The 25,874-nt window shown below is 44.9% G+C and carries 18 protein-coding genes and 1 pseudogene; 11 read left to right on the top strand and 8 right to left on the bottom strand.

Features of this window, described 5'->3' with window-relative positions; all coding sequences use genetic code 11:
- Window positions 1–28: 28 nt before the first annotated feature.
- The 3 genes from kdgK (at window position 29) to VHA02S_RS08735 (ending at window position 3,978) form a co-directional block, all read left to right on the top strand.
- Window positions 29–961, top strand: coding sequence for a 2-dehydro-3-deoxygluconokinase (kdgK, locus tag VHA02S_RS08745; protein WP_029789102.1), 933 nt, complete (start codon window positions 29–31; stop codon window positions 959–961).
- 78 nt (window positions 962–1,039) lie between these two features.
- Window positions 1,040–1,663, top strand: coding sequence for a bifunctional 4-hydroxy-2-oxoglutarate aldolase/2-dehydro-3-deoxy-phosphogluconate aldolase (locus VHA02S_RS08740; RefSeq protein WP_038897419.1), 624 nt, complete (start codon window positions 1,040–1,042; stop codon window positions 1,661–1,663).
- A 557-nt stretch (window positions 1,664–2,220) separates the two neighbouring features.
- Window positions 2,221–3,978: a sodium:solute symporter family transporter gene (locus VHA02S_RS08735; protein WP_005450846.1), complete on the top strand. Its 1,758-nt coding sequence runs from the start codon at window positions 2,221–2,223 to the stop codon at window positions 3,976–3,978.
- 177 nt (window positions 3,979–4,155) lie between these two features.
- Here VHA02S_RS08735 and VHA02S_RS26555 read toward each other — a convergent pair.
- The 3 genes and pseudogenes from VHA02S_RS26555 to katG form a co-directional block, all read right to left on the bottom strand.
- A pseudogene (locus VHA02S_RS26555) lies at window positions 4,156–4,310 on the bottom strand (alpha/beta hydrolase); the annotation flags it as partial.
- A gap of 591 nt (window positions 4,311–4,901) precedes the next feature.
- Window positions 4,902–5,780 carry an NAD(P)-dependent oxidoreductase gene (locus tag VHA02S_RS08725; RefSeq protein ID WP_017819133.1) on the bottom strand — a complete coding sequence of 293 codons (879 nt, stop codon included), beginning with the start codon at window positions 5,778–5,780 and terminating at the stop codon, window positions 4,902–4,904.
- 428 nt (window positions 5,781–6,208) lie between these two features.
- On the bottom strand, window positions 6,209–8,389 hold the full coding sequence (katG, locus tag VHA02S_RS08720; RefSeq protein WP_005450841.1) for a catalase/peroxidase HPI: 2,181 nt from the start codon (window positions 8,387–8,389) through the stop codon (window positions 6,209–6,211).
- Between the two features lie 796 nt (window positions 8,390–9,185).
- Here katG and trpS point away from each other — a divergent pair.
- The gene (gene trpS, locus VHA02S_RS08715) at window positions 9,186–10,208 is read left to right on the top strand and encodes a tryptophan--tRNA ligase (protein WP_038897421.1); all 1,023 of its coding nucleotides are present in this window, start codon (window positions 9,186–9,188) and stop codon (window positions 10,206–10,208) included.
- A 194-nt stretch (window positions 10,209–10,402) separates the two neighbouring features.
- Window positions 10,403–10,957, top strand: coding sequence for a hypothetical protein (locus VHA02S_RS08710; protein WP_038897422.1), 555 nt, complete (start codon window positions 10,403–10,405; stop codon window positions 10,955–10,957).
- Between the two features lie 185 nt (window positions 10,958–11,142).
- Here the strand turns inward: VHA02S_RS08710 and VHA02S_RS08705 are convergent, their stop codons facing one another.
- Both VHA02S_RS08705 and VHA02S_RS08700 read right to left on the bottom strand, forming a co-directional pair.
- Entirely contained in the window at window positions 11,143–12,102 is a 960-nt protein-coding gene (locus VHA02S_RS08705) for a hypothetical protein (protein WP_038897423.1), read from the bottom strand.
- Window positions 12,099–13,427, bottom strand: a complete 1,329-nt coding sequence (locus VHA02S_RS08700) for a sphingomyelin phosphodiesterase (RefSeq protein WP_038897424.1) — start codon at window positions 13,425–13,427, stop codon at window positions 12,099–12,101. Before VHA02S_RS08700 ends, VHA02S_RS08705 begins: the two co-directional genes overlap by 4 nt.
- A gap of 508 nt (window positions 13,428–13,935) precedes the next feature.
- Between VHA02S_RS08700 and VHA02S_RS08695 the strand changes: the two genes are divergently transcribed.
- From VHA02S_RS08695 to VHA02S_RS08680, 4 genes are all read left to right on the top strand, one after another.
- Window positions 13,936–15,576, top strand: a complete 1,641-nt coding sequence (locus tag VHA02S_RS08695) for a methyl-accepting chemotaxis protein (protein WP_038897425.1) — start codon at window positions 13,936–13,938, stop codon at window positions 15,574–15,576.
- A gap of 209 nt (window positions 15,577–15,785) precedes the next feature.
- Window positions 15,786–18,224 (top strand): M9 family metallopeptidase, encoded by a 2,439-nt coding sequence (locus VHA02S_RS08690; RefSeq protein ID WP_038897426.1) that lies wholly within the window; start codon window positions 15,786–15,788, stop codon window positions 18,222–18,224.
- A 443-nt stretch (window positions 18,225–18,667) separates the two neighbouring features.
- A complete protein-coding gene (locus tag VHA02S_RS08685; RefSeq protein ID WP_005450822.1) occupies window positions 18,668–18,919 on the top strand; it encodes a hypothetical protein in 252 nt (83 codons plus the stop codon).
- A gap of 163 nt (window positions 18,920–19,082) precedes the next feature.
- Window positions 19,083–20,111, top strand: coding sequence for a metal-dependent hydrolase (locus tag VHA02S_RS08680; protein WP_038897427.1), 1,029 nt, complete (start codon window positions 19,083–19,085; stop codon window positions 20,109–20,111).
- A 214-nt stretch (window positions 20,112–20,325) separates the two neighbouring features.
- Here the strand turns inward: VHA02S_RS08680 and miaE are convergent, their stop codons facing one another.
- Window positions 20,326–21,105 carry a tRNA isopentenyl-2-thiomethyl-A-37 hydroxylase MiaE gene (gene miaE / locus VHA02S_RS08675; RefSeq protein WP_009698199.1) on the bottom strand — a complete coding sequence of 260 codons (780 nt, stop codon included), beginning with the start codon at window positions 21,103–21,105 and terminating at the stop codon, window positions 20,326–20,328.
- Between the two features lie 126 nt (window positions 21,106–21,231).
- Complete coding sequence (locus VHA02S_RS08670; protein WP_005450816.1) at window positions 21,232–21,996, bottom strand: hypothetical protein; 765 nt, start codon at window positions 21,994–21,996, stop codon at window positions 21,232–21,234.
- A 339-nt stretch (window positions 21,997–22,335) separates the two neighbouring features.
- Between VHA02S_RS08670 and cysB the strand changes: the two genes are divergently transcribed.
- A complete protein-coding gene (gene cysB / locus VHA02S_RS08665) occupies window positions 22,336–23,310 on the top strand; it encodes an HTH-type transcriptional regulator CysB (protein ID WP_005450814.1) in 975 nt (324 codons plus the stop codon).
- Window positions 23,311–23,363: 53 nt separating this feature from the next.
- Complete coding sequence (locus VHA02S_RS08660; protein WP_038897428.1) at window positions 23,364–24,560, top strand: methyltransferase; 1,197 nt, start codon at window positions 23,364–23,366, stop codon at window positions 24,558–24,560.
- 93 nt (window positions 24,561–24,653) lie between these two features.
- On the opposite strand, the gene ald is transcribed toward VHA02S_RS08660, so the two are convergent.
- Window positions 24,654–25,778 (bottom strand): alanine dehydrogenase, encoded by a 1,125-nt coding sequence (ald, locus tag VHA02S_RS08655; RefSeq protein WP_005450810.1) that lies wholly within the window; start codon window positions 25,776–25,778, stop codon window positions 24,654–24,656.
- Window positions 25,779–25,874 lie beyond the last annotated feature (96 nt).

Here is a 25,874-nt window from a genome sequence, read left to right as displayed (position 1 = left end):
GCGCAACCTCAGTTGCTAAGGTGACAGTATGAAATCATTAAATATCGCGATCATTGGCGAATGTATGGTTGAGCTACAGAAAAAGGAAGGTCAGTTGCGTCAGTCATTCGGTGGTGACACGTTGAATACCGCTCTTTACTTATCCCGTTTGACGAAAGCTCACGATATCAAAACTAGCTATGTAACTGCCCTGGGTAATGATCCTTTTAGCCAAGAAATGCTTTCAGCATGGCAAGAAGAGGGCATTGATACCAGCTTAGTGTTGACTGTTAATGGTAAACAGCCGGGTATTTACTACATCGAAACGGATGAGACAGGCGAGCGTTACTTCCACTATTGGCGTAATGAAGCAGCAGCAAAGTTTTTGTTTGAACAGAACGAATCTTCGGCACTAGTCGACACGCTTTATTCTTATGATGCGGTTTACCTGAGTGGCATTACATTAGCGATTCTTACTGAAGAAGGTAAGACGCAGTTGTTTGCATTCCTCGAACGCTTTAAAGCGCAAGGCGGCAAGGTTATTTTCGATAATAACTATCGTCCTAAATTGTGGGAAAGCCGAGAGAATGCCATGTCTTGGTACCTTAAGATTCTTAAGTTTACCGATATTGCTCTACTCACATTTGAAGATGAGCAAATGCTGTATGGTGACGAGCATCTAGAACAGTGCATTGAGAGAACCTCTGCACTGGGCGTGGATGAAATCATCATTAAACGTGGCAGCAAAGATTGTTTAGTTGTGGCGAATGGTGAAGCGCAATACGTGGCACCAAACAAAGTCGATAGCGTGATTGATACGACGGCAGCAGGTGACTCTTTCAGTGCAGGCTTTTTGGCGAAGCGTTTGACTGGTGGTAACGCGGCTGAATCGGCTTACTCTGGTCATTGTATGGCTGGTGAGGTTATTCAGCACAAAGGTGCCATCATTCCACGTGAAGTGATGCCCGATCTTCCTTTGTAATTCTTTTGCGGAGTGTTGAATAATCGGCGCTCCGCAGTGATTTATTTAACTCAAGTTAACGACGATGAGTACACTCTTATGACGACATTAAACGAACAATTAGCAAACCTAAAAGTAATTCCTGTTATTGCCATCAACAAAGCAGAAGATGCGATTCCTCTAGGTCGCACTTTGGTTGAAAACGGTATGCCTTGCGCTGAAATCACGTTCCGCACAGAGTGTGCTGCAGAAGCGATTCGTGCTATGCGCGCTGAGTTCCCAGAAATGTTGATTGGTGCGGGTACAATCTTAACTAATGAACAAGTTGACCAAGCGATTGAAGCCGGTGTGGACTTTATTGTTAGCCCAGGCTTTAACCCTCGTACGGTTCAATACTGCCTAGACAAGGGCGTAGCTATTGTACCTGGCGTAAACAATCCAAGCCTTGTTGAGCAAGCGATGGAAATGGGGCTGCGTACACTTAAGTTCTTCCCTGCTGAGCCATCTGGCGGTGTTGGTATGCTTAAAGCACTAACGGCAGTTTACCCAGTAAAATTCATGCCAACAGGTGGTGTGAGACTAGGTAACGTAGATGAGTACTTGTCTATTCCTTCAGTGCTGGCATGTGGCGGTACTTGGATGGTTCCAACAAAACTTATCGATGAAGGCAAGTGGGATGAACTAGGTACATTGGTTCGTGACGCCGTCGCTCACGTAGCATAAGTGCAGTAGCGCCCCGATAAAATTAGCGAAAAGAATGTAAAGCGAGCCTTAGTGCTCGCTTTTTTGTGTTTGAAAGAGGCGAGATAAAGGAACCAGAAAAGAGATTTCCTACTCAATCGTTCCTCCTTCTAGGAAATGACGGTAAGGAGTAGGGGTAAAGCCGAGAGGAGAAGCATGAGGTTTGAGATCTGGGAATCTCAATTTTTGTATTCATCTATAATCGCGCTTGCGATCCAGTTCATCTGAAACATCTCATTACGTTTCCTACAAATAAATGCCACGCATTTTTGATCTTCAGACAAAGCACAAGAAAGAAAAACATTCCATACTTTAATGGATTTCTAATATATTATTTGTATTACAATATAGCACAATGGCTTACGTGGTGATTATTCCTTCAAATCCCAAAGATCCAAGAAAATAAAGGCTTTTAGTGCGTTTTTTTCGTCGAATAACTTATGCTTTAGATCACAATTAAAGCTTATTGTAGTACAAATAAAAATATGAACGGAGTAATCTAGGCAGTAGAAAATGATCAAACTCGAAAGGCTGAAAAAATGACTATTGATACTTTTGTTGTTCTTGCCTACTTCTTCTTCCTAGTTGCCATTGGTTGGATGTTCCGTAAGTTCACGACGTCGACCAGTGACTACTTCCGAGGGGGCGGTAAGATGTTATGGTGGATGGTAGGTGCTACCGCCTTCATGACGCAATTTTCAGCATGGACGTTTACAGGTGCCGCAGGACGCGCGTTCAACGACGGTTTCGTTGTTGTAATCCTATTCTTAGCCAACGCATTTGGCTACTTCTTGAACTACCTCTACTTTGCTCCAAAGTTCCGCCAGCTACGTGTAGTAACGGCAATCGAAGCAATTCGTCAGCGTTTTGGTAAAACGTCAGAGCAGTTCTTCACTTGGGCTGGAATGCCAGACAGCTTGATCTCAGCTGGTATCTGGTTGAATGGTCTCGCAATCTTCGTGGCTGCGGTATTCAATATTCCGATGGAAGCGACCATTATCGTAACTGGTTTGGTTCTGATGTTGATGGCGGTAACGGGCGGCTCTTGGGCGGTTGTTGCTTCTGACTTCATGCAGATGCTGGTTATCATGGCGGTAACCATTACTTGTGCGGTGGCGGCTTACTTCCACGGCGGCGGTATTGGTAACATCGTGTCGAACTTCCACGGCGACTTCATGCTGGGTAATAACCTGAACTACATCAGTATCTTTGTCCTTTGGGTGGTGTTCATCTTTGTTAAGCAGTTCGGTGTAATGAACAACAGCATCAACGCTTACCGCTACCTATGTGCAAAAGACAGTGAGAATGCGCGTAAAGCTGCAGGTCTTGCATGTGTGTTGATGATTGTTGGTCCTATCATTTGGTTCCTACCTCCTTGGTACGTAGCGGCATTTATGCCTGACTTTGCAGAGCAGTACGGCTCAGTAGGTGGTGATGCAGCTTACTTAGCGTTCGTACAAAACGTAATGCCGGCGGGTATGGTGGGTCTTCTGATGTCAGCAATGTTTGCGGCGACCATGTCTTCAATGGACTCTGGTCTAAACCGTAACGCAGGTATCTTTGTGATGAACTTCTACAGCCCTATTGTACGCCCGCAAGCGTCACAGAAAGAGCTGGTTATCGTGAGTAAAGTGACGACCATTATGATGGGCTTCATCATCATCGGTATTGGTTTGTTTATTAACTCACTACGTCACCTGAGCTTGTTTGATATCGTACTAAACGTAGGTGCGTTGATTGGTTTCCCAATGTTGATTCCTGTGTTACTTGGTATGTGGATTCGTAAGACGCCAGACTGGGCTGGTTGGGCAACACTCGTTGTAGGTGGCTTTGTTTCTTACATCTTCGGTATCTCTCTACAAGCACAAGATGTTGAGCACCTATTCGGACTAGAACAAGCTCTAACAGCACGTGAGTGGGCTGACCTTAAAGTTGGCTTGAGCTTAGCGGCGCACGTTGTCTTCACTGGTGGTTTCTTCTTACTAACAACACGCTTCTACAAAGGCTTGACGCCTGAGCGTGAAAAAGAAGTGGACCAATTATTCGAGAACTGGAACACACCGCTTGTCGCTGATAGTGAAGAGCAACAAAACCTAGATACAAAACAGCGTGGCATGCTTGGTAAGCTTATTAGCGTAGCAGGCTTCGGTATCCTAGCGATGGCTCTGATTCCAAACGAGCCAACAGGTCGACTGCTGTTCATCTTGTGTGGTGCGATTGTTCTCTCGGTTGGTGTTCTGTTGGTGAACGCGGCGCGAGGACCTAAAAGCCCAAAGTTAGCTAACGCGAAAAGCTAACCGCAATTAACAAACTCTCTATGGAAAATCCCACGGTCAATACCGTGGGATTTTTTTGTTTATGGTGTCATTAATCGAGCTGCAAACGATCTTTATCATTCCAAGTAACTTGCAGTGAACGATTCTGAAAGTGTGCCATGACGGATGTTTGCGCTGCTTTGAAAACGCTGCAGTAGAGCGCGTTGCTAAACCATTCAGCCCAGAGAATGACAAAAAGCCATGAATAACACCCAGATAACGCTTGCAGTATGCTCCCACGCCTTGAGCTGTAGTCATCGATAATCATCACGCCGTGGGTCATGTTCTGCGGTGATAATGGTTGTTCTGGGTAGTTCACCGATGGTTTGTAACGAAGGGCAAAGCTTCCCATTAACTTGGAATTCTTCAACTAGTACTCAAAAACCAGTCTCAAGATAATCGGTCACTCTTTAACTGTAAAAAGAAAATATCCGCGGAATAATGTACAAACATAATGTCATGTCTATACCCAAGTAACCTTGTGATGCTTGATTTAGTGAGAATGACTTGGTTTGTAGACGTGGCGGTGATTTAAAGGTTTCGTAGAGTTCAATCAATAATCGCCAACAAAGTATACAAGCCAACCCCATTAACATTTACCAAGAATATCCGTTGGGAGCGTGTCATGAACTCGGGTTCTTACTAAACCAATGGCGGTGTCAAACCACTTGGACAAACCTTGTTATCGCACGACGTTATTCTCCTTGCTTATTTTTGGTAAACAGGGAATCGATGGCAACATTCTGAATCCTGCATCTTGAAGCTGCTTGAGTACATATACAGTTTGAACGTAGGGTGTGGATCTCAAAGAGGTTGAAGGAGTGAATTTAAGAGGAGAAAAGAAAGCACAAAAAAAGCCTTGCTACGGGGTTAGCAAGGCTTTGGAAGCGCAGTTTAGTAAAGTATTAACCTTCTAGCTCTGCGAAGTAATCAAAGATCACTGGTACGTCGTTTTGACCAAGACCTTGGTCCACTGCAGCTTGTAGACTCTTAGAAGTCCCTTCTGCGATAAGAGACTCAGTGCCTAGGTCTTTTACCATCTCTAAGAAGTAACCAAGGTCTTTGTTTGCGTTTGCAATAGAGAAACCAAGCTTCTCTTCGCCATCTACAGCGTAGAACTTACAGAACTGCATGAATGGTGAGTTTGATGGACCAGCAGACATGATGTCGAATAGTTGTTGACCATCAACGCCAGCACGTTTAGCAACCGCAAATGCCTGAGACATGGTCGCTACTGTTGTCATACCCATGAAGTTGTTTACTAGCTTAGTCACATGACCAGAACCTAGCGCACCAAGGTGGAATACGTTTTCACCTTGATCGTCCAGTACAGGCTTCACCTTGTTGAATGTTTCGATGTCACCTGCAGCCATGATGTTCAACAGACCATCTTTTGCGTGAGCAGGCGTACGACCTAGAGGCGCATCGATCATACCTGCGCCTTTAGCTGCAAGGTCTGCACCGATCTTACGAGTAGAAGCAGGGATAGACGTACCGAAGTCAATCAGTGTCGCACCTTCTTTAATACCCGCTAGGATACCTTCTTCACCATAAACGATTTTCTCAACAACTTCAGATGTTGTTAGACATAGCATCACGATGTCACTTGCTTCAGCCAGTGCTTTAGGTGAGCTTGCTTCTTTTGCGCCGCGAGCAACACATGCTGCTACTGCGTCTTTATTCAGATCCATTACGTTTAGTTCGTAACCACGGTTTTGAAGGTTCTCAACCATGTTTCCACCCATCAGACCAAGGCCGATGAAACCAATGACAGGTTTTGTCATATCAAACTCCAAATATCGTATTGTATGATTATATGTATTTATCTTAATTCCTCATTTTGAATTTGCAATCGGAAAATGAGACGAAAGGCGATTTGCCACTGGTTTTTGATAAAAATGAGAGGTTGGTTAGCCTATTGATACGATTTTTATTGGCTTTGAGTGATTTTTATGTCTTCGGAATGAGGTCACGAAAACGAGAAGGTATAAGCAAAAAATGGGTATTTGATTGAGATACGTTTGCCTTCTGAATATGGTTAATTGTATGACAATATCGGGCGGTTAATCTTCAGTAAAAGAATCTAAGCCAAAGAGAGGAGAGAACGAGGAAGTATGGATAGAGAAACCAGAAATAAAAGAAAGGTAAGAAAGAGAAGAGCCATAATGTTTGGCTCTTCTCTCAATGGTTAAAGCTTGATTAAGTTAGGCGATTAAAGGTCAAAGCGGTCGTTGTTCATTACTTTTACCCACGCAGCAACAAAATCGTGCACAAACTTCTCTTTGTTGTCGTCTTGTGCGTAAACCTCGGCATAAGAGCGGAGCACGGAGTTTGAACCGAACACCAAGTCAACACGTGATGCTGTCCATCTTGTTTGACCAGAAGCTCGCTCGCGGATTTCGTATTCGTTATCACTGGTTGGATGCCAGGTGTAGCTCATATCAGTGAGGTTTACGAAGAAGTCATTCGTTAACGCGCCGACATTATCAGTGAACACACCATGCGCAGCGCCGCCGTAGTTGGTACCAAGCACGCGCATGCCACCAACTAATACGGTCATTTCGACTGCGGTTAGTTGCATCAATTGGCTTCTTTCAAGCAATAGTTCTTCTGCCGTCACAACGTAATCTGATTTTAGCCAGTTACGGAATCCATCATGGATCGGCTCGAGTACATCGAAGGATTCGGCGTCAGTCATTGCATCGGTTGAGTCACCACGACCTTGGCTAAATGGCACAGAAATATTCATGCCCGCATTCGATGCTGCTTTCTCAATACCCACTCCGCCAGCAAGCACAATCAAATCCGCCATGCTGATAGGGGAGTTGTGGGTGGTGCGAATTGAATCGAGCGTGTTGAGCACTTTCTGCAATCGTTCCGGTTCATTACCTACCCAATCTTTTTGCGGTGCAAGGCGGATACGCGCACCGTTTGCTCCGCCTCGGCGGTCTGAACCACGGAATGTTCGCGCGCTGTCCCATGCGGTTGAGACTAATTCTGCGATACTTAGCTCGCTGTTAAGAATTGCCATCTTGAGTGCATCGATATTGTCTTCAGATAAGTGATAAGACACCGGTGGTACCGGATCTTGCCAAATCAAATCCTCGGCTGGCACATCAGGGCCGAGATAACGAGATTTAGGTCCTAAATCGCGGTGAGTCAGTTTAAACCAAGCTCGAGCGAAGCAATCCTCAAAGTACTTAGGGTCGTCGCGGAAACGCTCGGCGATTTTGCGGTACTCTGGGTCAAACTTCAGTGCCATATCCGCATCGGTCATCATCGGATTGCGGCGGATGCTTGGGTCTTCCACATCCACAGGCATGTCTTCTTCTTTGATGTTGATTGGTTCCCATTGCTCAGCGCCTGCTGGGCTCTTCGTTACCCACCAGTCGTAGGTGAACAACAAATGGAAGTAGCCGTTATCCCACTTGGTTGGGTTGGTTGTCCATGCGCCTTCGATGCCACTAGTGACGGTATCACGTCCTATGCCACGAGAAGTTTTATTTAGCCAACCGAAACCTTGGTCTTCAATTTCAGCGCCTTCAGGTTCAGGACCAAGTAACGAAGCGTCGCCGTTGCCGTGTGCTTTACCAACAGTGTGACCACCGGCTGTTAATGCAACGGTTTCTTCATCGTTCATTGCCATACGGGCAAATGTTACACGCATGTCGTGTGCGGTTTTGATGGGATCGGGTTTACCGTCGACCCCTTCTGGGTTTACGTAAATCAGGCCCATCATCACTGCTGCAAGCGGATTCTCGAGATCACGTTCGCCAGAGTATCGGTTGTTTTCACCGCCACTTGGTTGCAGCCACTCTTTTTCTGCGCCCCAATAAATGTCTTTTTCTGGATGCCAAATGTCTTCTCGACCGCCGGCAAAACCGAACGTCTTGAAGCCCATTGACTCATAAGCCATGTTGCCAGCAAGAATCATTAAATCCGCCCAGGATAGCTTGTTACCGTATTTTCTTTTGACCGGCCATAAAAGGCGACGGGCTTTGTCGAGGTTACCGTTATCTGGCCAACTGTTGAGGGGAGCAAAACGCTGATTACCTCGACTTGCACCACCACGACCATCGGCAATTCGATACGTACCTGCAGAGTGCCACGCCATCCGAATCATCAAACCACCGTAATGACCCCAATCCGCTGGCCACCAATCTTGGCTATCGGTCATCAGATCTTTCAGGTCTTTTTTGACTTCCTCTAAGTCAAGAGAGTTAAAGGCATCAGCGTAGTTGAAGTCTGCGCCCATTGGGTCAGTTTTGTGATCGTGTTGATGTAGGATATCGAGGTTGAGGGTTTTCGGCCACCAATTGAACTCTGTGGCTTGTTGGTTGGTATTCGCTCCATGCATGACAGGACATTTGGAGTGATTGTTGTTGTCGCTCATCTTTTGCTCCCTAACTGGGGTTAGTGTCCTGAAAGTTTAGTTATTGGTTAGCTATTTCGCCCTCATGGTTTGGTTATATTTTTCAAGGTTTTGGTCAAAAGATGATCGGTGTCATTCTTCTTTTGATAAACAGTATTTTATGCTAAATAACTCAAATTCTTATCCATTAAACATCTAAATAAAAGCATCCTAAAAGAAGTATCTAAACGTGATTTTTCAAAATACGTACCTTTGTAATCCATGTCGGATTTCATTGAACTTGTTCTAAGGTCATCACATTTCTAGGGCTAAGTAGTTTAAGTTTGTGCCAAAAGTCGTAACGCTGTGTGCAACAGAGTGAGCTGAGGGTTATTCGCAGTATTGGCTCACCGAAAAGGATTGATTACTGTCCCATTGATTACGAGTACTGAGCCGAGCGATAGCTCACGTAAATTGAGAGTCGAGAAACAAAGGATGAGAAGTAAACAGAACAAAGCGGTATTACTCGCGTTTGTGTCAGGGAGTGTATTTGGCGCGGCGCTCGTTATCGCTATGTATATTCAAATTTGATGCGTGTATGGCAAAGCCACCAAAATTGAAAAATCAAATTGTGCAAGGAGTAGGGTTGTTTTCAGCTCTGCTCCTTGTTAGTTTTAAAACATGAAAACGACATTTACTCCTTCATCAAACTTCTTCTGGTGGCGCTCTAATTAGAGCGGCGCGGAATCTTTACATTCTTACGCTGCTGGACGGTAGCTGAGAATGTCATGTCTTTTTTTATCTCCAGTAGCGATCTATTTTTCTTTGGAGATAAGTTATGAACACCCCACACGATACTCAAGAACGCGAAATCACTTTAACTGGTGATCGAGCTACAGGTCCTTTGCATCTGGGTCATTACGTTGGTTCACTACAACAACGTGTTGCTCTACAAACTCAACATGAGCAAACCATTTTGGTTGCTGACATGCAGGGCTTAACCGATAACGCGCATAATCCCTCTAAGGTCTCGTCTAACATTTTAAATGTGGTCGCGGATTACCTTGCCGTCGGGATTGACCCAACCCAAACTACCATTTGTTTGCAGTCTCAAGTCCCGGCTCTTGCCGAGTTGACAATGTACTACAGTAACTTGGTTTCTATCGCACGCTTGGAGCGTAACCCGACGGTGAAAAATGAAATTCAAAGCAAAGGGTTTGAGCGTTCCATTCCGGCTGGGTTTCTGACGTACCCAATTTCTCAAGCCGCGGACATCACAGGTTTTCGCGCGACTCTCGTGCCTGTCGGAGATGACCAATTACCGATGCTAGAACAGACCAATGAGATCGTTAGAAAGATAAATCACCTTGGCGGAAAAGCCATCTTGAAAGAGTGTCGTCCATTGCTCAGTGACGCACCACGCTTGCCAAGCACTGACGGTAAAAACAAGATGTCAAAAAGCATGGGCAATGCAATCAACCTTGGAGCAACAGAGAAAGAAATCTCTGCGGCAGTGAAATCGATGTACACCGACCCAAACCACCTACGCATTGAAGACCCAGGTCAGGTTGAAGGAAATATTGTATTCACATACCTTGATGCGTTTCATACCGACAAAGATTATGTAGAAGAACTCAAAATGCTTTATCGCCGTGGTGGATTAGGCGATGGAACAACCAAGAAAGTATTGGAAGAGTGTCTGCAAGAGATGCTTCGTCCTATTCGAGAAAAACGCGCCATGTTCCTTGATGACAAAGCACAGCTTATCGACATCCTAAAACAAGGCAGTCAGCTTTCCCGTGAGAAAACCGACCAAGTGTTGTTTGATGTGAAAGGGGTGTTTGGTTTGAATCTGTTCTGAGACGACCATCGAATACCTACCTCGTTAAACGAATTCAATTTGGGCTTCGGTGACAGATGATTTCGTTATAGGCACAACGTTTTTCATGGCGTTGTGCCTTTTTCTTCTCTCATTTTTTGTTGAATTTTATTGATAATAATTCTCATTACATTATTTTAATGGTCTCAAATACACATATTGTTGCGGAGACCAACATGGAACACACGGATATTACTCAACTGCTTATTCCAAAAAGTGATTGGGCGGCGCCTGATCTCTTTCTCTATGAAGGTGAAGATAAACTTCGTCTGAGTTTAGAAGGGGCGATTCAATTTAGTGGATTAAATAGCATTGGTGGTGTGGTACTGGGCTTTAGAATGATCCAGTATGCAGTGCAATTAGCGGCGGGTGATCAGTCTTTGCAACGTGATGGCATCAGTGTTTATACCGCTTTCCCGGGGCGTGGTGCACAAGATGCATTTGAGTACACGTGTCGTGCGTTACGTGATAAGCGTTATTGTTGCGATACGACGTTGCATCACCCAGCGGCGCAGACAGGGCAACGAGGTCAGTTCTTATTTACGATTCGTTTGAATGAACAGTCTATGGTGATGACACCAGCAAATGGTTTACCAAGGAAAAGCTATTTTGAAGCAGATCGTCACTCGCAAGACAGCCGAGGAGCAGCACTGAAATGGCGTGATGAGAAGATTAATTTTGCGAACACGCTTCTAAGTTTGCCACCAGAAGAGTGCTTGCGCGTGCTGTAACTCTTGAGTTGTGCCAACAGAATGAATAACAAAAGGTCGCTTTAAGTGAGCGACCTTCTTGTATCAAGCATTCGCGGGAACCAGATTCCTAGTCGCGCCTAGGCTTGCTGGAATGACCTAGTTTAAGTTTTGAGCGAGTAGGGAATTTCTTGGTTATCCTTACTTCTTAATAAACAAGTGAGCGATTAACCCGCGAAGAACTTACGGCGAAAATCGGCTACCGCTTGTTGATAATAACGTTGCCAATCCGAGTCCGACAAACCCGCGTGACTGGTGGCTCTTTGCGTTGCTAATTTAGATTCAAGCTGTTGCAACTCGCTCTGATAATCGCGCACTTGCCGCTTTTGCTGCGCGACCTGTAGTTCACGAGCGTGTATCTCCTCACTCTCTTGTTCAGAAAGGTAAGTTTGTTGAAGCTTCTCAACCAAAGCCTTGCGCTCCGCATGACCCATGTCTTTCGGTATCAGTTCAACAGCGCGTTCATATTTCGCTTGTTCGCTGACCAATCCCAATGCTTCTTGATTGCCTTGCCAATCTTGGACTAACTTCTCAAAGGTTTGCACATAGTCTTGAGGTGAAGTCGAATCCAGCTGCTCTGCCTGCAAACTGAAGTCATAGAGTGCAAACTCATCGGCAAAAATTACGTCTGCTAGTTCCCCCCATATCTTCCTCGCTTCTGCCTTGAGAAGTGCGATGCGAGAGGCAAGAGGCTGATGCTCATCAAACATTAAATTACCAACACTTTGTTGCCATAAGCTATTGAGCTGGTGGTAATTCGCCAGCAGAGCAAAACGTTCTTCTGCCATGTAGCTCTCTAACTCAGCAAGCTTGGATTCACAGTTATGGTCGGACATACATGAGTGCCAAAACGCTTCTATCTCATCCTTTAATACTCTGCCTTTGGCATCACTTAACCGTCCTGCAATTGCTTTGAGTGGAGAGGGGGTATCCTTCGCTTTTGGTACGATTGTTTTGTTTGCAGTTTGATTGGTTATGGAAGACGTAGATGCAGCGACTTGGGGATTCGTCGCACTCTCCAATACGGAAGAAAACGGCAGAAAGCTCTCGCTCTTTTCGCCTTTGCTTGAGAACCAAATCGTGCCCGCCACAACGGCGGACACAGTAACTAACGCAATACGCTTCATGGTTTGATCACAGCGCTAACAGGGAAGTGATCCGACAGATTGTAATGCTTCCACAAACTCTCCGCTGTTGAGCGTGGAATGTCGACACGGTTATCGTTAAACGACTTCACGCCATATTCATTACTCACCATTACATAATCTAGATATTCCACATTTTCACCCCCGGATAGGGCTTCTCCGGCAAAGTTGTTGATGCGAGGATCAAACGTCGAAGCGGTATAACCAGAGTATTGCGGTTCTATCGCGCTTAGGTTGGCGATCATTTGCTGGTAATCGCCAGGGAACTTCAATTTGTTCACATTGAAATCGCCGCTGTAAACCACCGTTTCATTACTCGGAATATTGAGAGATTGCGCCATTGTGCGCATTTGCTTGAACTGACGCTGTCGGTATTCGCGTGCAGTATCAGTATCGAAAGAGGCTGTATGCGTAGCGAATACGTGATATGCCTGACCACCTTTAATGATCTCTGCGTAATTCACTCCTTTGTCTGCGAAGCAATCTGTTCCGGAGCAATCTGGGAAGACGTATTGAGCCTGATTAACGATAGGGTAACGGCTCACAATGATCACGCCACCGTCGTAAATGTTGAAGCCATCTTTATCCAGCATCTTAGTTTGGTAAGGATATTCTTTGGCGAGTTCGCGTAAGAAAGCATCGCGACCACTAGCAAACACTTCTTGCAGTGCTAGCACGTCATAACCTTTGACATAATCGGGAATGAGTTCAAAACGATCACCAATATGTGAAGCAATCGCAGGCAGCGCCCAAATGTTATAAGTCATCAACTTGAGATTTTGTTCATCAGTATCGACGACTTCATCGATTTTGTTTGGAGTAATGGTGTAGTACAAATCGTCATAGCGCGCAGTGCTTGCGGATTTAAAAGCCAATTCAGAAGGGCGAGACCCAAAGGCACTAGTGCTAGAACGGTGAATATTACGATCATCTTTCAGCGTTAAATCCACATCTGCTGCAGATAAACCGTACTCAATGGTCGAGTTGTACCAATGACCTTCCATGATTTGGTTAAGCGTAACGCTTTCACCTTGCGGGTTAGACACCACAGTCTCGAAGCGATAATTCTGACCGGACTTAACACCTTCCCAGCGGTTAAAGCTGAGTACGGATTTGGTTTCCCAAGGACCAAGCACTTGCACATGTTGCTGCCATTCCTCCCCGTATTTCAGTAAATCGCTGCCTTCGTGTTTCACTTGAATGGTTAACGGTTGGTCCGAGTTATTAGTGAGGTATACGTCCGTATCTGCCAAGCTTGGTAATGCCACTAAACCGCTTAGCAAAAGACTCCACTGCGTAGATTTCATCTTGTTTATCCATAAGTTGTGTTAGAGCAATAATTCTTATTTATAAATATGACTAGCACGTTAAATATGGATGACAGATTATCTTTTGACCGAATTTGTTGATGAGTTGTGATCCAGATTCCAAGTGGAAATTGGAAAATATGAGGAGACCGAATCAGACATTTATTAAGCACTTGTTAAACAAAAATTATTCCTTGTATTTATTGTTCGACGGTACCTATCGGTTTTATTGATTCAACCGATTAGAACTTGACAGGTTAGGTTGTAATAATCCCGCAAACCATTCTGTTTCACATAATAAAGTATTGAACTTAACCTTCTGATTCCACTGCTTATTCAAATTCAAATATGTGATCGGGATAGCGTATAGAACATGCCTGTGATGAATTCTCATTTAGTTTGGAATTTTTGTCAGAACGACAAGGTCTGCTCTCTTTCGCACAAAATTAAAATGAGAGGTAACCAGCGAAGTTGCCTCACTTATCTCGTTTGCTATCAGGAGAACGAAATGCAGTCCCTTGCTCAGTTAAAAGTGAGAACCCGTTTGGCGCTTGGCTTCGGTACATTAGTGGCGCTTATGGCGATACTTACGGTTGTCGGAATTCAGAAAGTTAACTTTATTGATATGACCTTATCTGAGGTTACGGATGTCAACTCTGTGAAGCAGCGCTATGCCATTAACTATCGAGGTAGTGTTCATGATCGTGCGATTGCAATTCGAGATGTTGCAATGGCGCGAAATGTGGAAGAAATGCGCGCCTTTGAAGAGGAAATCAAACGTCTGGAAGCGTTTTATCGCGAGTCTGAACAACAGATGCAAAGCATGATGGCAAGTGATGTTCCTTTTACCGCTAAAGAACGTGAGATATTGCAACGTATCGATGACATCCAAGCGAAAACACTTCCTCTCGTTCAAGAAGTTATTGTTAAAAAAGAAAACGGCAAACCAGTCACTGATTTACTTTTGGAGCAAGTCCGCCCTAACTTTGCGATGTGGCTAAAGGTGATCAACGAGTTTATTGATTACCAAGAAACGTTGAACCAGAAATTGACGCCAGTAGCGCGAGAGCAAGCAAGTGGCTTCCAAAGCTTAATGCTTGCTCTAAGTGGGATCGCTTTGCTGATTTCAATCTTAGTTGGTTTTGTTATTGAGCGTAGCTTCCGACGCTCTCTAGGTGGCGAGCCATTTGAGGCGCAACGCGCGATTCAAACAATGGCAAAAGGTGAGTTAACCCAAGATCATAGCGACAGCGCACAAGGCAGCATTTTGCATTCTCTGTCTTTGATGTCAGAAAAGCTCAGCTCGATTGTCAGCAATATTCGTGGCGCTTCTGAGCAATTAGCAGAGCAAGTCGAAGAAGTCTCTCGTGGTTCTCGTTCGGTATTTGATACTGCTCAACAGCAAGCGTCTCTTACGGATCAAATGGCGATCAGATTAGAAACCATGCATGCGAGTATCGATGAGATAGCCAAGATCGTAAATTTATCGGAGCAAAACTCAGTTAACACATCAGAGAATGCTCGTGATGGTCGCGAACGCATTGCTGCTGTGGCAGAACAAATGTTATCCGTTACTGCAGCCGTAAATGGCACAGTAGGGCAGGTGAAGGCACTTGAGACAAAAACGCGTGAAATTGGTGGCATCGTGAATATGATCAGTGACATCTCTGAGCAAACTAACTTGTTGGCACTTAATGCTGCAATTGAAGCTGCGCGAGCGGGTGAATCTGGACGCGGTTTTGCAGTCGTTGCTGATGAGGTAAGAAACCTCGCTAAGCGTACGGGGGAAGCCACTACTCAGATTGAGAAGATGCTGAAAGAGGTTCAAGCCCAGACGGTCGCAAGTGTGAACGCGATGGAAAGCACGCAACCACAAGTGGAAAGTTGTCAAAGGAACACAGAAGAGGCGACGCATTTATTGGTTAGCATTGAGAAACAAGCGCAGGACTCCCTTGATCGAGTGCGTGATATTGTGACGGCCACAGAAGAGCAAGTTCAAGTTGTGAGTGAGCTTGTCGTGGCGATGGATCAGATTTCCAGCATGTCGAAAGAATCGATTGACTCGATGAAAAACAATGACGTCGCAAGCCAGAATCTGAACGCACTTTCTAATAAGCTCAAACAAGAAGTGGCTTATTTTAAAGTTTAAAATCTGATTGCGACCTGTAAAAAAGCTCAGTGAGGATTCTTGCTAAGCTTTTTTATTTGAATTCATAAGTTTATCAATATTTTGTAAAACGTTTTCGTTTAAATATTTCTGAACTAACTTCATAAAAAATTATGCTACCAATTGCACTTAGTTGTGCAAGGGGAATATAAATCACCGCTCAAATATATAACTAATTAATGAGTGTTGTTATGTCTCATACACGTCTATTCCCACGTCATCGCTTGGCGCTAGCTTGCATGCTTGCCAGTGTTTCCAGTTTCTCATTTGCCCAAGAACAATGTGATGTTGCTGATCTTCAGCATGCGGTTGATCTTGCTTCCGCAGTGTCTGCTGCCGACTATCACTGTTACAGCTCTTGGTTTTCTGCTCCTGCTGACTCGCTAAATGATATTTACACCGAAGCGAGCTTGAGTCGCATTCAAACTGTATTAAATCAAGAAATTACTCGTTATCGAGGTGACGCCGAGCAAGCGCGTAAGTTAGAAAACTTGGGTGAATTTGTGCGTGCTGCTTACTATGTGCGCTATAACGCGCAGCAACCGAATTTCTCTCAAGCTCTGAGCCAACGCTTTGCGCAGTCAATAAATGCGTTTCTTGCTAACCCACACGCGCTTGATCAAGGTCGCGAACAAGTGGGTGCGATGAAGAGTTTGACCTTAATGGTCGACAACGTAAGACAATTACCGTTGACCATGGATGCTCAGCTCACTGCTCTTCGTCACTTTAATCGTGAGACGGCAAAAGATACGCAGTGGGTGGCTGGGCTGAACAATCTATTCCGTGCCATGGCAGGGCATGCGTCGAAGGATGATTTTTATCGTTACATGGCAAGTCACACACAGCACATCGATACCTTAGCTGCCTTTGCTCGTGATAACGCTTGGGCGCTTGATACTGATGCTAGCTTCCTCGTGTACAACGCGGTACGTGAAACTGGTCGTTTGCTAGCAAGTCCGGATAAAGCGACTAAAGAAAAAGCACTACGTGTAATGCAGCAAGTGATGGTGCAAAACCCGTTGGGTAGCAAACACGACAAACTTTGGTTAGCGGCAGTTGAGATGATGAGCTATTACGCGCCGGAAGGGTTGAATGGTCTCGATTTAGACCAAGCAAAACATGATTTAGCTGCGCGTGTTTTACCGAATCGTCATGAGTGTGATGGTCCTGCAATTATTCGCTCACAAGATCTGACCCAAGCTCAGGCGATAGAAGCATGTGACGTACTTTCTGCCAAAGAAGTGGACTTTCACCAAGTTGCGAATACCGGGAATCAGCCAGTGGCAGATGACCATAACGAACGGGTAGAAGTGGCGGTGTTTGCTAATAATGGCAGCTACGTAGATTATTCATCTTTCTTATTTGGCAACACAACTGATAATGGTGGACAGTACCTAGAAGGTAACCCATCAGAAGCCGGCAATGTGGCGCGCTTTGTCGCTTATCGTTACGCCAATGGTGATGAGCTTTCTATTCTCAATCTAGAGCATGAGTACACCCATTATCTGGATGCGAGATTCAACCAATACGGTTCGTTTAGCGAAAACTTGGCACATGGCTATGTTGTTTGGTGGTTAGAAGGTTTCGCTGAATACATGCATTACAAACAAGGCTATGACGCAGCGATTGGTTTGATTGACAATGGAAAGATGAGTTTGTCGGATGTGTTTGCAACCACTTACTCTCATGATTCCAACCGTATTTATCGCTGGGGTTACCTAGCCGTACGTTTTATGTTGGAAGAGCACCCTCAGGAAGTAGACACTCTGCTGGCGCTTTCGCGTACTGGTGAGTTTAAGCAATGGGCGCAGCAAGTGCAGGTATTAGGTCAGCAATACAACGGCGAGTTTGACCGCTGGTTAGATTCTGTTGCTAACCAACCAGAGCAGCCAGACCCAAATCCAGATACCAAGCCAGACGAGCCGACAGACCCTTCTGATCAAGTCACGGCGCTAGCGACCAACCAAAGCGTGGTAATTAGTGGGGAAGCATACAGTGAGCAATTGTTCTATGTTGACGTTCCAGAGAAGAGCACACACTTTGAAGTCGCGTTGCAAGGTGAGAATCAAGGTGATGCAGACCTTTACATGAGCTTTGAGAAAGAAGCGCATTACTACGATTTTGAATTCAGCCAGTACGCAGATGGTAGTAATGAGGTCGTCACCTTGGAGACCGAACCTTCTGGTTACATTAAACCTGGTCGATACTACATCAGTATTGCTGGTCGTACTGAATTTAATGCTGTGACTCTGGTTGCGACGTTAGAGACAGAAACACAAACACCCCCAACACAAGAACAAGATGATTTGGCGCCTGTAGTGTTGGAATCTGGCCAGGCAAAGACCTTAACCGTGCATCAACAACGTTACGCTGCGGTATATGTTCCGCAAGGCGTAAAAGAAGTTCGCGTATGGTTAAGTGATAAAAACAACAATGACGAAAATGGCAATGTTGACCTCTACGCTAGCCAAGCGTACTGGCCGACAGTAGAACAGCACGAATATGCATCAAACTACTGGGGCAGCAATGAATATCTGCAAATTCCAGTTACCGACGCTGGTTACTTGCATTTCTCATTAAATGCTAAGCAGCAAGGGGATGATGTCGAGATGCTGGTATATTTTTACTGAACTATACCCAAGTAACCTTGAGATGCTAGGTTCAGTGAGAATGACTTGGTTTGTAGACGCGGCGGCGATTTAGCGATCTAGTCACTTTAAATTAAGCCAAAGCCGGACGTAGTTGTCCGGCTTTTTCGTATCAAGATTCTGAGCTTCTATATTTCTTCGGCAGAGTAGGTGAGTGGTTCTGCGATGTACGTTTACTTTGTCTGCTTCTGTTACTATCGATATCTCTTTATATCCTCTACGAGCAGCTGACATTGCTTGTCTAGCTATATCGATTGTCTAGTTATGATGATTAAAAACAATCATTTAAACCAATGTGCGGTAAATCATGTTTTGCTATTTTATGACGTGATGCTGCAATAAAGTTGTCATGTTTGGGCTATAAGTTGTGCGACTTAAATGAGCGAGCTAAATGGCTCAACACTCAACCTGAAGATTAGAGAATCATGGTAAAAGCTGTAAACCCAACGGATGAAATCATCATTAAGTTGCTTCAACACCAAGGCTGTATCAAAAGCGAAGCAGAAGTTCTTTTAAAGAAAGAGGTCTACCGTCTCCAGCCAGACGAAATTGAGAAAGTGAAAAACTATGCTCAGCATTTCGGTATCGATGCGAAAGAAAAACTCATTGATGAGATCTTGGAGCTTCGAAGAGAAACGCTGTTAAAGAAGATTGCCAGCACTGAGGTGCCAAACTAGCCCAAGGTGATGCTCAATCCTATCTCGACATTTGATCGACTTCTATTGTGTAAAAGTAAGTAAATAAGAGAGTGAAATAAGGCGAGTTGTTTGACTCCTATCGGAATGCGTTTTAGTTTTCGGCTTAATCAATCTTTGTCATGAATAGGTTTAGATAGCCAGTATGGACTCAATTACTCAAGCAGCATTAGGGGCAACGGTTGCAGGTGCAATAGCCGGCAAACGCTGCAATGCGAAAGTGTTATTAACGGGCGCAGCGCTCGGAACCTTGCCTGACCTAGATGTGATCCTTGATTATGGTGATGCAGTCCAAAATACGATTAAGCACCGTGGATTCTCTCACTCTTTACTTGTTTTACCTCCTTTCGCGTTGCTGATTTCTTGGCTGTACTGTCGATGGAGACCAGACACATTCTGGACGTTGTCTCGAGTATTTTTTCTGACTGTGAGTGTCTTGGTTACGCACACTTTATTGGATGCGATGACAACCTACGGCACCCAGTTAATATGGCCTTTTGAGGGCTATTTTGAGCTACGGAACGTCTTCATCATTGATCCGCTTTACACCTTACCTCTACTGGTCGCAATTGGTGTCGCTCTGTTTTCTAAATCGCGTGGTGGACAGTGGTGCCAAGCGGTTGTGCTGATCTCGACACTTTATCTGGGGTGGGGTTACGCTTCACAGCAGATCATTGCTTCCCGAGTGGAGCAAAACTTAATGACGCAGAGCCTACCAAATCAACAGGTGCTGATTACACCGACACCATTTAATACTCTGCTTTGGCGTGTGGTCGTGATGGGTGATGGTAAATATTGGGAAGGTTTGGCATCAGTTTTCGACAATAGCGAACGCATTGATTTTGTCTCACATCCTCTAGGCAGTTGGCCACTAGAGGACAAACCGGATACGTTAAAAGGGCTTCAGGCGTTTTCACACAACTACCTTAACTACCGTGTAGAGAATGATGCATTGATTGTGACTGATTTACGATTAGGTATGTCTAACAATCTTTCCTTTGAGTTTGTTTTCGCCGAGAAGAGCCAAAGCGGGGAATGGCAGTTGTTGGAATCGACACAACGTTACCCAAGTGAGCGAAGCTTAGATTTGTTAGGGCAGCTGTGGGAAAGGCTGAAAGGCGATCAAACCATTGATGCGAATTTACAACGTATGGAGCTGAACGCACGTTCTTAGTTGGCGAGTAAAAGAGCTCCCCAACTCGTTAGTCCCTCACTCTTGAGGATGACGACGTTAGAATTGCTAACGCAACATAATGTCATTTCCAAAAGCGACGAAAGGGCGCATTCGGGAATGTCTATGGAACACTGAGTTACAGCAAGTGCCGAACCAGATACAGAAAAGCCGGATGTGATGTCCGGCTTTTTGCTATTTACTTCAGGTTCGCAACTTAAGCTGCTAGTACAGGCACACCACTGTGAAACTTAAAATCGTCGTCTGGAGTTGAAATCAGCTCGGCTTCGATACGACCAAACTCTGCCACGCGCTCGCTAATATCTTTACCCGCGATTTGCTCTGCCAGAATCAAATAATCCTGATAATGACGCGCCTCTGAACGCAGCAAAGAAACATAAAACTTGGCAATATCTTCATCCATATGCGGAGCCAGTTTAGCGAAACGCTCACACGAACGCGCTTCGATGTAAGCACCGATGATGAGCTTATCAATCAAGGTTTCTGGTTCATGCGTTTTCATGTGTGAAATTAAGGTTTTTGCGTAGCGGCTTGCTGGAATGTTCTGGTACTCAATGCCACGGCTTTCCATGATTTCGAGCACTTGGTAGAAGTGGTGCAACTCTTCTTTGATCAGCAGAACCATCTTATCGATCAGATCCTGACTGTATGGTGAATCAGACTTAGCGATGATGGCTTTAGAAATATTGCTCTTACCTTTTAGTGTCTCTAATGACCCCGTTTTGCGGTAAGCGAAATCTTCGTAGGGTTTAAACCAGTCGAGCAGGGCGTGTGAACTTGCTTTGTCTACGGCGTATTTACGGATCAAGAACATCGCAGACTGACCCGCTTTCAGCTCACACAGTAGATGGTCTAATAAAATGGTTTGAAGGTTTTCCGGCTTCTTTGCTTCTTCAACCCACTCATCTGGGGTGCTGCACTGCAAGAATTGATTAATTGGAGCAAGAAGATCCTGATAGGCGTCGAGATTCATCATTTTAATTTTTAGCACTTTACATTCAAATTTGGGTTATCCAGCCTGTGTCATTTTCAGAGTAATAAGACACAAAAAAGGCTGCAAACGCAGCCTTTAATCGGATAGGGCGGAAAGTTTGTGGAGAGTTTACCACTTTTTCTTTTCACCGAAGAGCGCATCCATATCGCTGTCACGCTCTTTATCGGCAATTTGCTGCATTTCTGCGTCGTTCTTGTCCTGGCGTTTCTTATCAAGATCACCAAGCATTTCTTCAAGCTTTTGTTTTGCTTGAACTGAGTAAGCATCATTTTTTGTGCTCAGAGCATCAATACCTTTGCGAAGCAATTGCAGAGCGGTACCAGGCTGACCACGAGCAATCGAATCGTTTGCACGCTTAATGACGTTTTCGATGTTAATACGAATCTGCATGGTTTCCAGACGCGCGTTTTCAGTCACATAAGTTTGTGTATCGAGTCGACCTTTGTTGTGCTCGTTACGAACGGTGTCACGCAGGCGTTTTACCAGTTTCAGCATCAAGATAGCTTGCTTGTCGCTGCTTGGCATTTTAAACGTCGTGCTTTCGCCGCTTTGATTGCTCTCATTCAGTTGGGCAATCTGCTGTTTCATGTTCTCGACGCGCTGAACAAGTTGTTTGTTCTTCGGATCGAGGTCACGCATGCTTTCAAGCGCATCAAGAATGCGATTATTAAGACATAACAGTAAGTCCTTGCTGAAAGGAATATGATGAGCGTGTCCAATCAGCTCTTCTGTACCGTCAATCAGTGCCACGTAGCGAGCAGACTCTTGTCTTTTCGCTGTCTCTACTTTGACCTTGTACTGCAACATGATGTTATAGCCAAGGATCAGTACCAGTAGGATGACTACCAAAGCGATTATTAAACCAGTATTCATATCTTTGCGTCTGCTTTTTTACTTTTGTATGGCTAGCGTTCAAGAATACATGAATCTTATCTTTCTCGGCACCCTATTTGTTTGATTATTTTGCCCCAAACACGTTTTCCGACGTAATTAAGCACGGAATGCGGTGAGCTGTAAGAAAAAGCGAATTTTTAAAATTCAACTCTATGCATATTTAATCAAGGTGTTCGATTCGCTATGAGTTTGAGCTATAAGTTAGAAATTACTGTTCATTTAGTTGCTAACACGTTATAACTAATCATTATATCTACTCGGGCGAGTAGACAAGATAAGTATGACGTTATTATCTCAATCAATGAGTAAGGGATTACGATGAAGCTGCAACAACTGAAGTACATTGTTGAGGTTGTGAACCATAATCTGAATGTTTCTGCGACGGCAGAGAGCCTATATACCTCTCAGCCTGGTATCAGTAAGCAAGTTCGTTTGCTGGAAGATGAATTGGGTATTCAGATCTTTGAACGAAGTGGTAAACACTTAACGCAGGTGACACCCGCTGGTGAAGAAATCGTGCGAATTTCTCAAGAGATTCTGGCGCGAGTTGAAAGCATTAAGGCGGTTGCTGGTGAACATACTCACCCTGAAATGGGTACGTTGAACATTTCTACCACTCACACCCAAGCACGTTACGCACTTCCTGACGTGATCAAAGGCTTTACGGCACGTTACCCGAAAGTGTCGTTGCACATGCACCAAGGTACGCCTTCGCAAATGTCTGAAGCGATTGCGAAAGGTACGGCCAATTTCGCGATTGCGACAGAAGCTCTTCACCTTTACCAAGATGCCATTATGCTGCCTTGTTACCACTGGAATCGTTCGATCGTGGTACCAAAAGAACATCCATTGGCGAAGAAAGACACGGTAACCATTCACGATTTAGCAGCTTACCCATTGGTGACTTACGTGTTCGGCTTTACTGGTCGCTCTGAACTGGATACGGCATTTAACCGCGAAGGTTTGACGCCGCGCGTTGTGTTCACTGCGACAGATGCTGACGTGATTAAAACTTACGTTCGTATGGGCATCGGAGTCGGTGTGATTGCAAGTATGGCGGTTGATGAAGACCAAGACAGCGATTTGGTTGCGATTGATGCAAGCCACTTGTTTGGTGCGAGTACGACAAGCATCGGTTTCCGTCGCGGTACCTTCCTGCGTTCTTACATGTTCGACTTTATGGAGCGTTTTGCACCACACTTGACTCGTCCGGTAGTTGAACAAGCGATTTCTCTGAAATCGAACTCGGAAATTGAAGAGATGTTTAAAGACATCGAGCTTCCGGTTAGATAACACTTCATTGATGTTTCGATTCCCTCTACAATGCGCTCGTTTTAGGGGGAGCTATGAAAACGCAATTTCAATTTATTAATGACTGCTTAATCGAAAACCAATCTTTGTGGCGATTCGAGCCATTTAAAAGCAGCGTTCACGTATCGTTACCTTGGCAAGAGCAACACCCTCAGTTGTGCCAATGGTTAGCGTCTCTTAGTCCCTCTCAAATCGAAGAATATAAAGCGGAACCAGAACTTGCGCTAAAAGCACTCAGTCCGTTTTTGCCTGAACTTGAACAACTCGCAGAACTCACTTTTTTAGAGCCACTAGATTTAAAGGGTTTGGAACTTGTCCGTGGTTTAGATAACGGCATCCCTGGTCGTAAGTTAGAGCAAATTAGCTCGATGGGCGAAGCGGCGATTCAACATCATCACGGTGAAGAATGGCTTGAGTGGTGTTCAGGTAAAGGGTATTTGGGACGAATCCTGACAACGCAAACCGATCAACCTGTTACTAGTTTTGAATACCAGCAAGCGCTGTGTGATTCAGGGCAACAAGCGGCGAATGAACACCATTGGAAGATGACGTTTATTCAAGGCGATGCGTTCGATAGCAAAGCGAGAGCGGTATTTAAACCGACGCAACACGCGGTAGCACTTCATGCTTGTGGTGATCTCCATGTTCGCTTAATGCAGTATGGAAGCGAGAATGGGATTGCTGCGATGACAATCTCACCTTGTTGTTACCATCTGATTCAGTCTGAGCAGTATCAGCCGATGTCGACGCAGGGCAGGGCTTCTTCTCTCTCATTGTCTAAGCAAGAACTGCGTATTCCGTTACAACAAACAGTAACGGGCGGAGAACGTGTGCGACGTCATCGTCAGCAGGAAATGGTGTTTCGTCTTGGGTTTGATTTGATCACACGACAAGCGTTGGGCATGAAAGAGTACCAACCAGTTCCAAGTGTGCGTAAGTCGCAATTAAGTGAAGGATTTGAATCTTTGTGTCGTTGGGCAGCGGACCAGAAAGGTATCGATCTCTCTGACCAAATCGAATTCGAACATTTCGAAAAGTTAGGCGAGAAGCGCTTTTGGCAAATGGAGCGTTTGAGCTTGGTTCAGTTGATGTTTCAACGACCGTTGGAGATTTGGCTTGCTTTGGACAAAGCACTTTATCTTGAAGAACGTGGTTATCGTGTTAGATTGGCAGAGTTTTGCGCTAAATCAGTCACACCTCGAAACATTTTAATTTGCGCTTATAAGGTTTAGTTATTTTTTATAATTAAATGCTCTATGCAAAAAAGCCCACTTTAATGTGGGCTTTTGTAAACAAAACGTGACAATTTGTGCGTTATTTTGTCATTAGTTGAACATTGCGATAGCTTGCGCTGGTTCAACGTATTCTAGGTCAAAGCTCTCAGCAACTTCTTTGCAAGTCACTTTACCGTGGATAACGTTTAGACCTTCAAGGAAACCTTTGTCTTCAAGAAGCGCTTCACGGTAGCCTTTGTTTGCTAGCTTCACGATGTATGGAAGCGTTGCGTTGTTCAGCGCGAATGTTGAAGTACGAGCAACTGCACCTGGCATGTTTGCTACACAGTAGTGAACGACTTCGTCAACGATGTAAGTTGGGTCTGCGTGTGTTGTTGCGTGAGAAGTTTCGAAACAACCACCTTGGTCGATGGCTACGTCAACAACCGCCGCACCTGGCTTCATCTTAGCGATATGCTCTTTTGTTACCAGTTTCGGTGCTGCTGCACCAGGGATTAGAACCGCGCCGATCACTAGGTCTGCTTCTAGAACATGCTTCTCGATAGCGTCTTCAGTAGAATAAACCACTTTAGCGCGACCTTGGAATTCTTCGTCTAGTTTACGTAGAGTATCTACGTTACGGTCTAGGATAGTTACGTCTGCACGAAGACCAACAGCCATACGAGCTGCGTTCGCGCCAACGACACCACCGCCGACTACAACAACTTTCGCTGGCTCAACACCAGGTACGCCACCTAGTAGTAGACCGCGACCGCCGTGCGATTTTTCCAACGTTTGCGCACCTGCTTGAATAGACATCCGACCTGCCACTTCTGACATTGGTGCTAACAGTGGCAAACGACCCATATTATCTGTTACAGTCTCATACGCTATACAGACAGCTTTGCTCTTGATTAGCTCTTCAGTTTGTGGAAAATCTGGTGCTAGGTGTAAATAAGTAAATAAAATCTGCCCTTCGCGGAGCATTGCTCTCTCGACAGCTTGGGGTTCTTTTACTTTTACAATCATATCTGCTTTCGCAAACACGTCTGTAGCAGTAGGAAGAATGGATGCGCCTACAGCGATGTAATCATCGTCTGAAAAACCAATGCCGGCACCTGCATTGGTCTCAACCAAAACTTGGTGACCATGTGAGATTAGCTCTCTCACGCTAGCTGGGATCATACCCACACGGTATTCGTGGTTCTTGATTTCCTTAGGTACGCCAATGATCATCCTGTGTCCTCTTTCTAAAATGGTTGTATTAACTGTTTGTAGGGTGTTATTGTCGAATTAATATCTAGTATAGATGTTGATTTGTAATATTTGGCA

It is taken from the genome of Vibrio harveyi NBRC 15634 = ATCC 14126 = KCTC 12724 (assembly GCF_001591145.1).
Lineage (GTDB): Bacteria > Pseudomonadota > Gammaproteobacteria > Enterobacterales > Vibrionaceae > Vibrio > Vibrio harveyi.
This window is presented reverse-complemented; position numbering and strand designations above follow the sequence as displayed.

What these genes read in the sequence shown, in the direction of transcription:
- cysB (WP_005450814.1), top strand. Translation starts at nt 22,336, where the DNA reads ATGAAGCTGCAACAACTGAAGTACATTGTTGAGGTTGTGAACCATAAT.
- ald (WP_005450810.1), bottom strand. Translation starts at nt 25,778, where the DNA reads ATGATCATTGGCGTACCTAAGGAAATCAAGAACCACGAATACCGTGTG.
- VHA02S_RS08700 (WP_038897424.1), bottom strand. Translation starts at nt 13,427, where the DNA reads ATGAAATCTACGCAGTGGAGTCTTTTGCTAAGCGGTTTAGTGGCATTA.
- VHA02S_RS08695 (WP_038897425.1), top strand. Translation starts at nt 13,936, where the DNA reads ATGCAGTCCCTTGCTCAGTTAAAAGTGAGAACCCGTTTGGCGCTTGGC.
- VHA02S_RS08710 (WP_038897422.1), top strand. Translation starts at nt 10,403, where the DNA reads ATGGAACACACGGATATTACTCAACTGCTTATTCCAAAAAGTGATTGG.
- miaE (WP_009698199.1), bottom strand. Translation starts at nt 21,105, where the DNA reads ATGATGAATCTCGACGCCTATCAGGATCTTCTTGCTCCAATTAATCAA.
- VHA02S_RS08660 (WP_038897428.1), top strand. Translation starts at nt 23,364, where the DNA reads ATGAAAACGCAATTTCAATTTATTAATGACTGCTTAATCGAAAACCAA.
- VHA02S_RS08705 (WP_038897423.1), bottom strand. Translation starts at nt 12,102, where the DNA reads ATGAAGCGTATTGCGTTAGTTACTGTGTCCGCCGTTGTGGCGGGCACG.
- kdgK (WP_029789102.1), top strand. Translation starts at nt 29, where the DNA reads ATGAAATCATTAAATATCGCGATCATTGGCGAATGTATGGTTGAGCTA.
- VHA02S_RS08670 (WP_005450816.1), bottom strand. Translation starts at nt 21,996, where the DNA reads ATGAATACTGGTTTAATAATCGCTTTGGTAGTCATCCTACTGGTACTG.
- VHA02S_RS08725 (WP_017819133.1), bottom strand. Translation starts at nt 5,780, where the DNA reads ATGACAAAACCTGTCATTGGTTTCATCGGCCTTGGTCTGATGGGTGGA.
- trpS (WP_038897421.1), top strand. Translation starts at nt 9,186, where the DNA reads ATGAACACCCCACACGATACTCAAGAACGCGAAATCACTTTAACTGGT.
- VHA02S_RS08685 (WP_005450822.1), top strand. Translation starts at nt 18,668, where the DNA reads ATGGTAAAAGCTGTAAACCCAACGGATGAAATCATCATTAAGTTGCTT.
- katG (WP_005450841.1), bottom strand. Translation starts at nt 8,389, where the DNA reads ATGAGCGACAACAACAATCACTCCAAATGTCCTGTCATGCATGGAGCG.
- VHA02S_RS08740 (WP_038897419.1), top strand. Translation starts at nt 1,040, where the DNA reads ATGACGACATTAAACGAACAATTAGCAAACCTAAAAGTAATTCCTGTT.
- VHA02S_RS08690 (WP_038897426.1), top strand. Translation starts at nt 15,786, where the DNA reads ATGTCTCATACACGTCTATTCCCACGTCATCGCTTGGCGCTAGCTTGC.
- VHA02S_RS08680 (WP_038897427.1), top strand. Translation starts at nt 19,083, where the DNA reads ATGGACTCAATTACTCAAGCAGCATTAGGGGCAACGGTTGCAGGTGCA.
- VHA02S_RS08735 (WP_005450846.1), top strand. Translation starts at nt 2,221, where the DNA reads ATGACTATTGATACTTTTGTTGTTCTTGCCTACTTCTTCTTCCTAGTT.